Below are 14,361 nucleotides of genomic sequence, written 5' to 3'. Positions count from 1 at the left end.
GTCGAACGAGCCTTTATGAAGCCTGCTCCCTTCAAATACATCGCCGCTTCATCGCTGGATCACGCGCTCTCGCTCAAGGCCGAACATGGCGATGAGGCGAGATTCCTGGCCGGCGGCCAGAGCCTGATCCCTGCGATGAACTTCCGTTTGGCGCGGCCGGCGGTCGTGATCGATATCAACGGTCTGGATGAGCTGGCCGCCATCGATCACGGCGCAACTATTCGTGTCGGCGCGCTGACGCGCTATTGCGCGCTCGAACGGGATAGCGAGTTCCTCGGCTGCTGTGCGCTGTTCGCCGATGCGCTGCCGCATATTGCGCATCCGCAGATCCGCAACCGCGGCACGATCGGGGGCAATCTCTCGCATGCCGATCCGGCGTCCGAGCTTCCCGCGATTGCGGTGGCGATGGAGGCGCGGATGCGACTGAAATCGGCCCGCGGCGAGCGGGTGCTTGCAGCCTCGGAGTTCTTTCAAGGATCGCTCACCACGGACCTTGCCGCCGACGAGATGCTGGTCGATGTCGAGTTTCCGGCATTGCCGCCGCGCAGCGGCGTGTGCTTCATGGAAGTGGCGCGGCGCCGAGGCGATTTTGCCATCGCCGGCGTGGCCGTCATCGTGACACTGGATATGGAAGGCCGCTGCAGCAAGCTCCGGCTCGCGCTGTGCGGCGTCGGCGAGACGCCGGTCGATGCCAGCGAGGCTGCCGCGCCTCTGGTCGGTCAGGCTTGCGCCGATGGGCCGATCAAGGCTGCCGCTGCCGCCGTTCAGGCCGCGATCGAGCCCGCCGGCAATGTCCACGCCAGCGCCGATTATCAGCGGCATCTCGCCGGCGTGCTGGCGCAGCGCGCGATCCGCACGGCCTATCAGCGGGCGGCCCATGCAGCCTGATCGTCACGAGATCAGCGTCTCCGTCAACGGGACGGCTTATCGACGCAGCGTCGAGTCGCGGACGCTGCTGAGCGATTTCCTCCGCCACGATCTGTTGCTGGCGGGCACCCATGTCGGCTGCGAGCATGGCGTCTGCGGCGCCTGCACGGTCCTGCTCGATGGCGCGCCGATCCGCTCCTGCCTGATGCTTGCAGTGCAGGCCAATGGGCATGAACTCTCCACGATCGAAGGTCTCGCCTCCGATAGCGGCGAGCTGAGTCCGGTGCAGAGGGCGATGCATGAGCATCACGGCCTGCAATGCGGTTATTGCACGCCGGGCATCCTGATGACGATGACGGCGTTCCTGAAGCAGAACCCGTCGCCTTCGGAAGAAGAGGTGCGCGAGGCGCTGTCCGGCAATCTCTGCCGCTGCACCGGTTATCAGCACATCGTTGACGCCGTTATGGCCGCGGCGCAGGCGATGCGGGCGGCCGCACCATGACCACACGGTTCTTCGGCGCCCCCGTCAAGCGCAATGAGGATCGCAAGCTCCTCACCGGACAGGCGCTGTTCATCGACGACGTCGAGCTGCCGGGCATGCTGCACGCGGCTTTCCTGCGCAGCCACGCCGCGCACGCGCGCATCAAGCGCATCGATGTTTCCCGCGCGCTGCAGCGCCCGGGCGTCGTGGCGGTCTACACCGCCGATGATTACGGCGCCTATTGGCAGCCCGGTCCGCTCCTGGTGCCGCCGCCGCCGATCCCGCGAAGTATCTTCAACCTGCGCACGCAAGTGCCGCTCGCGAAGGACAAGGTCCGGCATGTCGGCGAGCCCTTGGCCGTCGTCGTGGCCGAAAGCCGCTACATCGCCGAGGATGCGCTCGACGATATCGACGTCGATCTCGAGCCGCTGCCGGCCGTCATCGATCTTGAAGCCGCGCTACGCCCCGGTTCAGCCCTGGTGCATGACGACCTCGGCTCGAACGTCTCCGCGCATGTGCATCAGAGCAAGGGAGACTATCGCGCCGCGGCTGCGAAAGCGCATCTGGTGATCAAGCGCCGCTTCGCCTACGAGCACGGCATCGCCTCGACCATCGAAACGCGCGGCGTCGTTGCGCATTGGGAGGCGCGCAGCCAGCATATGACGATCTGGGACACGACCCAGGCGCCGGTGTTCGTCCGCAACGGCCTCGCCGCCGTGCTCGGCCTCGGCGAGCGGCAGGTGCGGGTGATCGCACCCTTCGTCGGCGGCGGCTTCGGGCCGAAGATCATGATGTTCTATCCGGAAGAGGTCGCGCTGCCCTGGATCTCGATGCGGCTCAACCGCCCGGTGAAATGGATCGAGGATCGGCTAGAGCATTTCTTTGCCACCACGCATGAGCGCGGCCAGATCCATGATGCGGAGATCGCGGTAACGCGCGATGGCCGCATCCTCGGCGTCAAGGACGTGTTCCTGCACGACGGCGGCGCCTATGACCCCTACGGGCTGACGGTGCCGATCAACAGCCAGTGCACCTTGCTCGGGCCGTACGTGGTGCCATCCTACGATTCAACCTTCACTGCCGTCTTCACCAATCTGCCGATCGTGACGCCCTATCGCGGCGCGGGACGGCAGCATGGCGTGTTCGTGATGGAGCGGCTGCTCGATCTTGCCGCGCACGAGCTGAACATCGACCCCGCCGAGATCCGACGGCGCAATCTCATTCCGGCCGACGCGTTCCCTTACAAGAACGGGATCATCTACCAGGACTTTTCCCAGCTCGAGTATGACAGCGGCAACTACGAGCCGGTGCTCGACCAGACGCTGCAGGCGATCGGCTATGCCGAGTTCAAGCAGGAACAGGAGAAGCTGCGGGCGCAAGGCCGTCACGTCGGTATCGGCGTCGCCTGCTACGTCGAGGGCACCGGCATCGGGCCCTATGAGGGCGCGAAAGTGCAGGTACAGGCCAACGGCAAGGTCAGCGTCGCGACCGGCATCGGCACGCAGGGGCAGGGGCATTTCACGAGTTTTGCCCAGATCGCCGCCGACCAGCTCGGCGTCGATGTCACCGATGTCGAAATCGTCACCGGCGACACCGACCAGTTCTATTGGGGCGCCGGCACCTTCGCGAGCCGCGGCGCCGTTGTGGCCGGCAATGCCGTCAACGAAGCCTCGCGCGCGGTGCGGCAGAAGGCGCTGAAGCTCGCCAGTGATGCCTTCGAATGCGCCGAAGAAGATTTGGTGCTTGCCGATGGCAAGATCTCGATCGTCGGCATTCCCGAAAAGTTTCTCAGCCTGGGCGAACTGGCGCGGCGCGCCAACCCGATGCGCGGCGCGGTGAAGCCCGGCACCGAGCCAGGATTGGAATCGACGCAATATTTCGGGCCGCCGAGCGGCGCGACCGCTAACGGCGTACATGCCATGATCGTCGAGGTCGATCCTGATACGTTCGACCTCAAGATCCTGAAATACGTCGTCGTCCATGATTGCGGCACGGTGATCAACCCGCTGATCCTGGAAGGGCAGATCCATGGCGGCGTGGCGCAGGGCATCGGCAACGCCTTCTACGAAAAGCTGGTGTTCGACGACCAGGGCCAGTTACTCAACGCCTCGCTCGCCGACTATCTGTTGCCGACCGCGCTCGACGTGCCGCGCATGGAACTCGGCCACACCGTAACGCCGTCGCCGCTTAATCCTATGGGCATCAAAGGTGCCGGCGAAGCCGGCGCGATTCCCGTCGGCCCGCTGTTTGCGCAGGCGATCGAGGATGCGCTGCAGCTCAAGGAAAAGAACGTCGAGCTGCTGGAGATTCCCCTGAGCCCAAGCCGGATTTTTGAGCTGATCAAGGCGAGCGAGCCATGAGGATGGCGCGGGTTTTCCGGCTTTCGATGGCGCATCCCGGCGACCTGTCCGAGCTGGATCGCTTGATCGCAGGCGGCACCGTCCGCGCGGCCGACGTCGTCGCCATCATCGGCAAGACCGAGGGCAATGGCGGCGTCAACGATTTCACCCGTGGCTACTTCACCCAGACCTTGATGGCGCTGCTGTCGAAATATCTGAACAGGCCCGCCGAGCAGTTGATCCGTGAAATCCCCTGCGTGCTCTCCGGCGGCACCGAAGGCGTGATGAGCCCGCATTACAGCGTCTTCTGCATCAGCGAGGCCGAACCGGCGCCAGAGGCCGGACCGTCGCTCGCGATCGGCACCGCGTTCAGCGATCCGGTGCCCGCGGAGGATGTCGGCCGCCGCGCCCATGTCGACAGCGTCGCCGATGCCGTGCGCGCCGCGATTGACAATGCCGGGATCGAGCGATTGCAGGATGTCCACTTCGTGCAGGTGAAGTGCCCCTGCGTCACGGTCGCCCGCGCCGCGGCCGCGATCGCAGCCGGCAAGACCCCGCTCACCAGCGATCCCAACAGGTCGATGGCTTTTGCCCGTGCCGCCGGCGCATTCGGCGTCGCCGTCGCGCTCGACGAACTGGCCCCATCCGCCTTCACCGACGCGTCGCTGCTCAGCGACTTCTCGATCCAGTCGCCGCGCGCCAGCATTTCCTCCGGCGTCGAGGTCGAAAGCAATGAGGTCGTGGTGCTCGGCAACAGCCCGCTCTGGAGGGGTCCGCTGCAGATATCGCACCGTCCGATGGCGGACGCGCTCGACATCGGCGCTATCGTCGATGTGCTCGCCGATCTCGGCATTGCCGCCAATCCGCAAGTCTCCGCCGCGGATGCGGCGCGGATCGCGACTGTGCTCGTCAAATGCGAGCCCGACCGGGGCGGAAGGATTCGCGGCAACAGGCACACCATGCTCGACGACACCGATATCAACGCCCAGCGCCACATCCGCGGTGCGGTCGCCGGCCTCGTTGCCGGCGTGATCGGCGATGGCCGGATCTTCGTCTCCGGCGGCGCCGAGCATCAGGGCCCTGATGGCGGCGGCCTGATTGCCGTCATTGCTTCGCAAGAGGAAGGTTTGGCCTGATGCGCATTGTCATCATCGGCGCAGGCGTCGCGGGATGCGTGATGGCGCGCAGGCTCGCGCTGTTGGACGGCGTGGAGGTGACGTGCCTCGAGCGGGTCGCGCGCGACGATCATTCCGAGGCCGGCACCGGGCTCAATGTCGGGCCGAACGCCGTCAAGGCGATGAAGCTGACCGATCCGGAGCTGGCTGAGCGCATCACCGCGGCGGGCTTTCTCTGGAAAAATTGGCGGATTTCGCTCACCGACGGCACTGTGCTGTTCGACCTGCCGCTGCGGGAGGTGGCGGACGGACCGGGCTGGCGCATCCGCTGGTCGGAGCTGTATCGCGTGCTGCGCGAGGCCGCAGGGGACACGGTTTCCTATGGCTGCGAGATCGTCGAGGTCGGCCGTGACAGCGTCGATCCGCGCAAGACTTTTGTCAGTTGGAAGCAGGACGGCAAGACGCATCGGCTCGACAACATCGATCTCCTGATTGCCGGCGATGGCCGCTACTCGGAGGTACGCCGCGTGATCTCCGGCGAGCCGCGTATCACGCCGACGGGAGTGGCCATCTTCCGCGTGCTGGTGCCGGATACGTCGCACGGCCTGATCGACGATTACGAACAATGGTTCAACGGACCCAACCGTCTCTTGTCGTTCCGCGTGCCGCCGGACCACATCTATGTCGCCGGCACTTTCCCGATCGCCACAGAGGCGCAGATTTCCGAGAGCCAGAAGACGCCGGAGATTCTGCGCGCCGCCTACACGCCGCGCGCCGCGCCGCCGAGCAACCAGGCGCGCTGGCTGATCGAGACCGTCTGCAACAATGTCGCCGACACCCATTGGGCGCGGATGCAGGAGCATGAGGTGCTCTACCGCGCCGCCGATTGCAACGTGCTCTATCTCGGCGATTCCGCCCACGGCATGGTGCCGACATTGGGGCAGGGCGCGACCCAGGCGCTGGAGGACGCCGCCAATGCCGCCGCGCTGATCACGCAGCGCTACAAGACCGGAAGCCGCGATGTCGCAGGCTGGCTCACCGAGTTCGAGATGCTGCGCAAGGACCGCATGCGTTTCGTGATGGAGTTCTCGCTTGCCGCCACCGACACGATGCTGGCAGGCGCCGATCCCGTCGCTGGAACCCTGCACAAGAACGAAGCACCGTTCCTGAACAAGTTGAAGTCGCTCTATTGCGACGTCGGACTTCTCCCTCTCCCCGCAAGCGGGGCGAGGTGAAGAAACGTCATCACGCCGTGGAATGATCGGCCAAGGATTTGAGGAGATCTACATCATGACCGCAACCGAACCGACGTTGCCGATCGCAACGGTGCACGGCCTCTATCACATCGCCATCAAGACCGAGAATTTGGCGGCAACGCGGAAGTTCTACACCGAGATCATCGGGCTTCGCGAATTCCCGCGGCCTGACTTCGGCTATCCCGGCGCCTGGCTCGGCTGCCCGCAGCCCGGCGGGCTCGCGATCATGCACATCTATGCCGGCGGTCCCGCGCTCGGTCCCGAAGGCAAGGCGCCAGCGGGAACGGCGGCGATCGACCATGTCTCGCTGTCCTGCTCCGGCTATCGCTCATTCGTCTCGCGCTTCAAGGCAGCAGGGCTCGACTGGCGCGAATTCATCGTGCCCGGCACCACGCTCTGGCAGTTGTTCGTCTATGACCCCAGCGGCGTGCAGCTCGAACTGACCTTCGAGTGCGGCGGGGAGGGCGAGGAAAAGCCTGATATGTCGCCGGGCCGCAAATATGTTGCCGGCGCAAGCTTCTTCGACAAGGCCACCTATCCCGAGCTCGCCTGATCTTTCGAATCGGCGATTGACACCTGCCAGCTTGTGCGGGACAGGACAGACATCTGTCCTTGGAGCAGTCGAATGGTGGATTCGAACAGCACGCGACCCGCAGCGCGCGTGGCCGTTGCAGGCCTCGGTGCGATCGGCGCGAGCGTGGTGAGGGAACTGGATCGGGGCATCGAGGGATTGGTGCTCAGCGCGGTCTCGGCGCATAACGTCGCCAAGCATCAGGCTTGGCTCGGCGAATTGAAGGCGCCGCCGAAAATCCTGCCGATCGAGGAACTCGCCAGCGCCGCCGATATCGTGATCGAATGCGCGCCGAGCAAGCTGGTGCGGTCGATCGTGGCGCCAGTGGTCGAGCGCGGCAAGACTGCGGTCGTGCTCAGCGTCGGCGCGCTGCTCCAGAACGAGGACCTGATCGCGCTGGCGCGGAAGAACAGCGGCCAGATCGTGGTGCCGACCGGCGCCTTGATCGGGCTCGACGCCGTGACTGCCGCTGCGGAGGGCACCATCCATTCGGTCCGGCTGGTGACGCGGAAGCCGCCGCTGGGGCTCGCCGGCGCGCCTTATCTGGTCGAGAACGACATCAGCGTTGAAGGGCTCGCCGAGCCGCTGCGGATCTTCGAAGGAACCGCGCGCGAGGCGGCAAAGGGCTTTCCGGCCAACCTGAACGTCGCGGTGGCGCTCTCGCTCGCCGGCATCGGCCCCGACCGCACCCGGGTGGAAATCTGGGCCGACCCGACGGTGACACGCAACACCCACCGCATCGAGGTGGATTCCGATTCGGCGCGGTTCTCGATGACGATCGAGAACATCCCCTCGGAAAACCCGCGCACCGGCCGCATCACCGCGCTGTCCGTGATCGCCTGCCTGCGCAAGCAGCGTGCCTCGCTGCGCATCGGGACATGAGCTTGTCTGCTGCGGGGTTGCGTGTTTTGGGCTAAGCTGTCCGAACAGATACAGCCGAGCCGCCCATGCGAATTCACCCCGACGACCTGCTTCTCATCATCGACGTGCAGAATGATTTCTGCCCCGGCGGCGCGCTGGCTGTTGCCGATGGCGATGCGGTGGTGCCCGTCGTCAACCGGCTCTCCGAGCGGTTCGACCATGTGGTGCTGACGCAGGATTGGCATCCGCGCGGCCACAGCTCCTTTGCGACCTCGCACCAGAGCTCCGCGCCGTTCGAAACCATCACCATGCCCTATGGTCCGCAGACGCTATGGCCGGACCATTGCGTGCAGGGGACGACGGGTGCCGCGTTCCATCCGCAGCTTTCGACCGACAGAGCGGAGCTTGTGATTCGAAAAGGCTTTCGCTCCGCGATCGATTCCTATTCCGCGTTCCACGAGAACGACCGCACCACGCCGACCGGCCTCGCCGGCTATTTGCGCGAGCGCGGACTGAAGCGGATCTTCATGGCCGGACTCGCCACCGACTATTGCGTCCATTATTCCGCGCTGGATGCACGCCGCCTCGGCTTCGAGACCGTGGTCGTGGAATCCGGTTGCCGGGCAATCGATCTTTCCGGCTCGCTTGCGGCCGCGCATGCGGCAATGGCGGCGGCTGGCGTTAAGGTCGTGAGCGACCTGGATTGACGCGCCTCCCTCCACCTGCCCATTCCCTCCTGGAATCTACCGCGAAAACCGTTGTTTTGATTAGGCTTTTGCTCTAATCCCTCGGCTTTATCGACGGCTCGAACGGAGACATTGTGGCGGGACAGACCTTACGCATCGGCACGCGCAAGACGGCCATGGCGATGGCGCAGACCGAGGAGGTTGCGCGCCTGTTACGTGCGTCGGCTTCCGACCTGACCGTCGAGATCGTCAGGTTCGAGACCCGCGGCGATCAGGACCAGACCAGCAAGTTGCTGCGTCATGGCGGCAAGGGCGGCGCCTTCGTCGCCGAGATCCGCGAGGCGATGCGTGCGGGCGAGTTGCAGGCCGCGATGCATTCGCTGAAGGATGTGCCTGGTAATGAGGAGACGCCTGGCCTCGTGATCGGCGCGACCCTGCCGCGCGACGCCGCAACCGACAGCCTGGTGCTGCGTCCCGGCCTTTCGCTGGAAAGCTTTCGCGCCAGCGGCGGCAAGGGTTTCAAGATCGGCACCAACGCGGTGCGCCGCGCGGCTTACTTGCGCAGGCTGTTTCCGGAAGCAAGCGTGATCCATTTCCGCGGCGCCGCCGACACCCGGATTGCCAAGCTCGATCGTGGCGACAAGCAGCGCCTGCCTGATGGCGGCGAGGTCGGCCCAGCCGATGCGCTGGTGATGGCGCGCTCGGGGCTCGAGCGCATCGGGCGTGCATCGCGCATCGCCTATGACTTCCCGGTCGACGAGATGCTGCCTGCGGTCGGGCAGGGCATCGTCGCCGTCGAATGCGCGGCAAACGATTTCGCGACGCGCGCCCGTCTTGCCAAGATCGAAGACGCGCGATCGCGCCTTGTGGCCGAAGCCGAGCGCGAGGTGCTGTGGATCCTGAACGGTCACTGCAATTCGCCGATCGCCGGCCATGCCACGCTTGCCGGCAGCGAGATGATTCTGCGCGCCTCGGTGCTGGATGAAACCGGCGACCGCTTCATCGATGCCTCGCGCACCGGCCCCGCCGACCGCCCCCGCGAACTCGGCCGCGCCGTCGGACTGGACCTGCTCGACAAGGGCGCCGCCGAAATCATCGCCCGCACAAGGCCGGCAGAGACGGACGAGTAAGCGAAGAACGGTAGGGTGGGCAAAGCGCAGCGTGCCCACCCTTCGCGTGGGACGCTCTCTCCACGTCGTCCCGGCGAACGCCGGGACCCATAACCACCGATGTGGGTTGTGGTGCGAGGTCCGGGCGGCAAACTCCACCTCTCCCCTTGTGGGAGAGGTCGGAAATTCAAGCGTAGCTTGAATTCCGGGTGAGGGGTTCAGGTCCATCCGACAGCGCAAGTCCCTTGAGAGACCGGCCCCCCTCACCCGGATCGCATTCCGCTTCGCTGCATGCGCTCCGGCCTCTCCCACAAGGGGAGAGGCCGGTCCGAGCAAGCGGACGCACAGTAAGGGCGACGACGAGTTAGAGTGCTCGCAGCGGCCAATGCGCGATGATGCGGAAACGCGATGCGGCATCGTCCTGGCGAAACAATGCGAGCCGGTCGATCGCGAGCGTTACGAGCCGCACAGAGGCAAAGCGTTCCCGCAGCATCGGCACCACGATCTCACGGCGCTCGGCTTCCAATCGCCCGGTCAGCGTCATGTGGAAGCGGAATTCTTCCATCACGTAAGGATAGCCCCAGCGGTCGAGATACTCGACCTGTCGCAGCGTCAAGCGCTCGGGATTTCGCCGTGCGCGATCGATCGGCGTCAGCGGCGCGCGGAATGAATCGAAGTCGCGCGTGACGTCGGCCGCAAGCTGCTGCAACTCCGTCGACGGCTTTCCCGGGATCATCGCGATGAAGCCGCTAATCGAATCGATGATGGGGTCGATCACGGGAATTGGCCGCGGCGTATCGGCCAAAGCCTCGCATGCCCCAAGCAGATCGGCTTCGCTCTTGCCCTCCGCCAGCGCCATCGGCGCCTTCAGCGTGGCGTGAAAGCCGTATTTGCGCGGGTCCTGCGTGATCTCGCGCCAGTCCGGCGGCACGCCATCGGGAAAGGGCAGGTCGCTGCCACCATAGACATCGTAGCCGAGCATCTTGGCGCCGAAGCGATCAAGCGCACTGCCTGGTGCCGGCGCGTAGTAGAGAGCGTAACGCGGATAGTTGGCCATCGTCGTAAGACCTGGGAGCGTCAGGCGGCAGCAACCGCCATGCGCGGCGCTGTGGAATAGGTGAGCCGGCTGGCGTCGGCCAGATGCACGAGACGTCCCGCTGATATCACCGCGACAATGCGCGGCCGCAGCGGCACCTTGTCATCGACGATGATCATGTCGGCGCGCCGACCTTCGGCGAGCACGCCGCGGTCGTCGAGTCCGGCAGCACGTGCCGGCGCTCCCGAGATCAGGTCCCACGCCTTTTCCAGCGGCAGAATGCCGTCAGCGGCAAGCCGGAAGGCTGCGAGCAATTGTGCTGGATAGTAATAGTCCGAGGCCAGCACCGAGCAGAGGCCCTTGGCGATCATGTCGGACGCCTTGGTCCAGCCGGTATGGCTGCCGCCGCGCACGACATTCGGCGCGCCATACACTATGTGATCGCCGGCCGCCGCCGCCTCGCGCGCGGTCTCTTCGTTGACAGGGAATTCGGCGATGCCGACGCCCTGGTCGCGAAAGCCCTTGCGCATCTCGGGGCTGTTGTCGTCATGCGAGAGCATGCGGACATCGGCCGAGCGCGCCGCGCTGGCGAGACGGGCGACCGAGGCCGGCACATCGTTCGCGCGCGATACCACGTGCGTGACCAGCTTGTCGAAGTCTTCAGGCGAAAGGCCGGTGCGCTCCACCATCCGGTTGCGCTTGCGCGGCCTTGCCAGGTCCCCGATCGTCCCGTCCATGTGGTCGTTGAACGCGAACAAGTCGACGCGGCCCTCCGCGAGCCAGTCAATGATCTCCGGTTCGGCGTCGAGATTGTAGGTCTCGTGGCGCAGATGGAAGCGCGTGTCGGCGGCAAGCTGCGGACGCATCTGCTCGATTGCCTCCAGCAGTCTCCGCGCATTCTCGGCGCTGCGCAGGCCCGGCTCCCACGACCATGTGGTGGCGTGGAACACCGTCGTGATTCCGTTTGAGATCGCCTGCCGGTCACTGTCGGCGAGCGCCACGTCGATCGGGAAATCGACTCCAGCGCGCGGCATCATCTGCCGCTCGAAGGCGTCGCCATGCAGGTCAACGATGCCGGGCAGCACCAGGAGATCCCGTGCATCAATGCCGAGCGCGCTGCGGCCGTCTCCCTCTTCGCCGAGGGCTGCGATGTCGCGGCCCGCGGTCCGCAGCTGTGTTTCGACGAGTTCGCCGTCAACGAGCGCCTTGCCGCCTTCGATAACAATGTCAGTCACGTGATGGCACTCCGGCGGGTTGTTGGCGCGTTCAGCGCTTCATACTTGGCGAGGAAGTCTTCGACAACCTGCTTGCGAAAATCCGGCAGCGCTTGGCGCAACATTTCGTGATCCCAATCCCACCAGGCGAGCGCCGCAAGGCGGCTGATGATGCCATCGGGAAACCGCTTGCGGAGCGGCCGCGCCGGATTGCCGGCGACGATGGTGTAGGCGGGAACATCCTTGGTCACGATCGCGCCAGCCGCGACCACCGCGCCGGTTCCGATCGAGCGTCCGGGCAGGATGATCGCGCCATGCCCGATCCAGACGTCATGGCCGATATGCACGCGGTGCTCCCGGCGCCATGCGAAGAATTCGGCCTCGTCATGTTCGCCTGGGAAGTATGCGCTGGCGCGATAGGTGAAATGCGCCTGCGACGGACGATGCATCGGATGATTGCCCGGATTGATCCGGGTCATCGCCGCGATCGAGCAGAATTTGCCGATCGTGGTGTAGGTGAGCTGCGCGTCGTTCACGACATATGAATAGTCATCCATCGTGACGTCGAGCAGAACGCTGCGCGCTCCGACCTCGGTATAGGCCCCAAGCTGGCTATCGCGCACCGCGGCGGTGGGATCGACCGTTGGTACAACGGAAAGCATCTTGCCGGCCATCTTCTTCTTCGCCTCGTCGAATCGTTGTGGGGGAGCGCACGTCTTCGATGCGCTTCATAACATTAGCGTGACAGATGCGTGACATCGCCGGCGGTGTGGAGGATCGCCGCACTGCAGCGCGTTTGTCACACAACTGTAATTCAGCGGCGTTAGCCGTTACGCGACGTGACGGGTTCGGAGCACTGCATGCTGGTGGTTGAAGGTTTGACGTGCCGTTTCGGCACAAAAGCCGCGGTCGACAATGCTTCGTTCTCGGTCCAGCCCGGTAGTTTCGTCGGCGTGATCGGTCGCTCGGGCGCCGGCAAGTCGACCTTGTTGCGGATGGTCAACCGTCTCGCCGATCCGACCGAAGGCCGCATCCTGTTCGAAGGTGTCGACGTCACCGCGCTGCGCGGCAAGGCGCTGCGGCAGTGGCGCGCGCGTTCGGCGATGATCTTTCAGCAGTTCAATCTGGTCGGCCGGCTCGATGTGCTGACCAATGTGCTGATGGGCCGCCTTGCCGAAATCCCGGCCTGGCGCTCGTTGACCCAGCTTTGGCCCGAGCAGGACAGGGCGCTGGCGATGTCCGCGCTCGAGCAGTTCGACATCGCGCAGTTCGCCGCCCAGCGCGCCGACCAGCTCTCCGGCGGCCAGCAGCAGCGTGTGGCCATCGCTCGCGCTCTGGTGCAGGAGCCCGACATCATCCTCGCCGACGAGCCGATTGCCTCGCTCGATCCGCGCAATACCAAGATCGTGATGGATGCGCTGCTGCGCATCAACAAGCATTTCGGCATCACCGTGCTCTGCAACCTGCATTCGCTCGATCTGGCGCGCAGCTATTGCGACCGCCTGATCGGCATGGCGGCGGGCCGCGTGGTGTTCGATGGCCAGCCGTCGACGCTGACCGATCACATCGCCCGCGAGCTCTACGATCTCGAGGCCAATGATGTCATCGGCGGGGCGCCAATGCCCGCGCCCGATGCCGCAACAGCTCCGGCGCTCGGCACCGCAGCCGCGGCCTGAACGCCGTAACCTTATGCAGGGAAAGCCGCTGCAGGTGCAGTCGGCCTTTAGAGCATGGTCCGGAAAAGTGGAAACCGGTCGTGTTCAAACAAGAGATGAGATCGCGATCCCGTTGCGTCTCGGATCGTGATCCAGGCGCTATCATAACAGCAGGGGTAAACCATGATCACTCGTCGCATCGTTCTCGCCGGCGCTGCCGCGCTCGCGCTCACCGCGTCCGCGTCGGCGCAGGACTGGAAGGCCAAATATCCGGAGCTGACCTTCGCGGTCGTGCCGGCTGAAAACGCGTCCGGTGTCACCGAGCGCTGGACGCCGTTCGTCAACTATCTCTCCAAGGAACTCGGCGTGAAGGTCACGCTGCGCATCGCGAACGACTATGCTGCGGTGATCGAAGGCCAGCGCTCCGGCAATATCCAGATCGCCAGCTACGGTTCGGCCTCCTTCGCCCGCGCGCGGCTGACCGGCGTCAAGACCGACGCCTTCGCCAACGACATCAACGCTGACGGCTCGACCGGCTACTACTCGATGTTCTTCGTCAAGGCGGCCAGCCCCTACAAGACCATCGAGGACGTGAAGGGCAAGAACCTCGGCCTCGTCGATCCGAACTCGACCTCCGGCAACAACGTGCCGCGCTTCGAGCTCAACAAGAAGGGCATTCCGGACGCCGAAGCCTATTTCAGCAAGGTTGTCTTCACCGGCAGCCACGAGAACGCGATGCTCGCGCTGTCGCAAGGCACGGTTGATGTCGCCGCCAACCAGTGGACCAGCGACGACGACTCCACGCTCGCCCAGATGCTGCACAAGGGCATGCTGAAGAACGCCGACGGCTCGCCGATGAAGAAAGAAGATTTCCGTATCATCAACAAGTCGGCCGAGATCATCAACGGACCCTATGCCTACAACTCCGATCTTCCCGACGATCTGAAGGCCGCGATCGCGAAAGCCTTCTTCGAAGCGCCGACCAAGGACAAGGCGGCGTTCGACAAGCTATCCGACGGCCAGAAGAAGGGCTTCCATCCCGCGACCACCAAGGATTGGGACGGCACGATCGAGCTGATCAAGTTCGTCGACACCCTGCGCAAGAAGAAGGCGTCCTGATCGGGTGACACGAACCACGCAGGCCGGGTCGATTGCGACCTGGCCTGCTTTC

General features: G+C 64.9%; 14 protein-coding genes. 11 read left to right on the top strand and 3 right to left on the bottom strand.

The features are described from left to right. The first annotated feature begins 15 nt into the window (after positions 1-15). The 9 genes from ACZXDY_RS10955 (at position 16) to hemC (ending at position 9,306) form a co-directional block, all read left to right on the top strand. Positions 16-888 carry an FAD binding domain-containing protein gene (locus tag ACZXDY_RS10955; RefSeq protein WP_464345481.1) on the top strand — a complete coding sequence of 291 codons (873 nt, stop codon included), beginning with the start codon at positions 16-18 and terminating at the stop codon, positions 886-888. After that, on the top strand, positions 878-1,369 hold the full coding sequence (locus ACZXDY_RS10950) for a (2Fe-2S)-binding protein (protein ID WP_464345480.1): 492 nt from the start codon (positions 878-880) through the stop codon (positions 1,367-1,369). The genes ACZXDY_RS10955 and ACZXDY_RS10950 overlap by 11 nt, the downstream gene beginning before the upstream one ends. After that, complete coding sequence (locus ACZXDY_RS10945; protein ID WP_464345479.1) at positions 1,366-3,708, top strand: molybdopterin cofactor-binding domain-containing protein; 2,343 nt, start codon at positions 1,366-1,368, stop codon at positions 3,706-3,708. The genes ACZXDY_RS10950 and ACZXDY_RS10945 overlap by 4 nt, the downstream gene beginning before the upstream one ends. Before the next feature lie 2 nt (positions 3,709-3,710). After that, on the top strand, positions 3,711-4,823 hold the full coding sequence (gene atzD / locus ACZXDY_RS10940) for a cyanuric acid amidohydrolase (protein ID WP_464345478.1): 1,113 nt from the start codon (positions 3,711-3,713) through the stop codon (positions 4,821-4,823). Beyond that, positions 4,823-6,037, top strand: a complete 1,215-nt coding sequence (locus tag ACZXDY_RS10935; protein ID WP_464345477.1) for an FAD-dependent oxidoreductase — start codon at positions 4,823-4,825, stop codon at positions 6,035-6,037. The genes atzD and ACZXDY_RS10935 overlap by 1 nt, the downstream gene beginning before the upstream one ends. Before the next feature lie 55 nt (positions 6,038-6,092). Further along, the gene (locus ACZXDY_RS10930; protein WP_130226190.1) at positions 6,093-6,611 is read left to right on the top strand and encodes a VOC family protein; all 519 of its coding nucleotides are present in this window, start codon (positions 6,093-6,095) and stop codon (positions 6,609-6,611) included. Between the two features lie 72 nt (positions 6,612-6,683). Further along, positions 6,684-7,511, top strand: a complete 828-nt coding sequence (locus tag ACZXDY_RS10925) for an aspartate dehydrogenase (protein WP_464345476.1) — start codon at positions 6,684-6,686, stop codon at positions 7,509-7,511. A 65-nt stretch (positions 7,512-7,576) separates the two neighbouring features. Beyond that, positions 7,577-8,197, top strand: coding sequence for a bifunctional nicotinamidase/pyrazinamidase (gene pncA, locus ACZXDY_RS10920; protein WP_464345475.1), 621 nt, complete (start codon positions 7,577-7,579; stop codon positions 8,195-8,197). A gap of 113 nt (positions 8,198-8,310) precedes the next feature. Beyond that, positions 8,311-9,306, top strand: a complete 996-nt coding sequence (gene hemC / locus ACZXDY_RS10915) for a hydroxymethylbilane synthase (RefSeq protein WP_464345474.1) — start codon at positions 8,311-8,313, stop codon at positions 9,304-9,306. Between the two features lie 343 nt (positions 9,307-9,649). On the opposite strand, the gene ACZXDY_RS10910 is transcribed toward hemC, so the two are convergent. From ACZXDY_RS10910 to ACZXDY_RS10900, 3 genes are read right to left on the bottom strand one after another with little or no spacing between them, the layout of a single operon-like run. Further along, positions 9,650-10,342, bottom strand: a complete 693-nt coding sequence (locus ACZXDY_RS10910) for a DUF1045 domain-containing protein (protein ID WP_464345473.1) — start codon at positions 10,340-10,342, stop codon at positions 9,650-9,652. Positions 10,343-10,362: 20 nt separating this feature from the next. Further along, positions 10,363-11,556: an alpha-D-ribose 1-methylphosphonate 5-triphosphate diphosphatase gene (locus ACZXDY_RS10905; protein WP_464345472.1), complete on the bottom strand. Its 1,194-nt coding sequence runs from the start codon at positions 11,554-11,556 to the stop codon at positions 10,363-10,365. Further along, positions 11,553-12,209, bottom strand: coding sequence for an LbetaH domain-containing protein (locus tag ACZXDY_RS10900; RefSeq protein ID WP_464345471.1), 657 nt, complete (start codon positions 12,207-12,209; stop codon positions 11,553-11,555). Before ACZXDY_RS10900 ends, ACZXDY_RS10905 begins: the two co-directional genes overlap by 4 nt. Positions 12,210-12,395: 186 nt before the next feature. Between ACZXDY_RS10900 and phnC the strand changes: the two genes are divergently transcribed. Both phnC and phnD read left to right on the top strand, forming a co-directional pair. After that, positions 12,396-13,211: a phosphonate ABC transporter ATP-binding protein gene (gene phnC / locus ACZXDY_RS10895; protein ID WP_028165301.1), complete on the top strand. Its 816-nt coding sequence runs from the start codon at positions 12,396-12,398 to the stop codon at positions 13,209-13,211. A 162-nt stretch (positions 13,212-13,373) separates the two neighbouring features. Beyond that, entirely contained in the window at positions 13,374-14,309 is a 936-nt protein-coding gene (gene phnD / locus ACZXDY_RS10890; RefSeq protein ID WP_464345470.1) for a phosphonate ABC transporter substrate-binding protein, read from the top strand. The last annotated feature ends 52 nt before the right edge of the window (positions 14,310-14,361 follow it).

The sequence above is a fragment of the Bradyrhizobium sp. LeoB3 genome (assembly GCF_055456055.1).
Note: the sequence above shows the minus strand (reverse complement) of the source record. Positions and strands in the feature narration are given on the sequence as shown.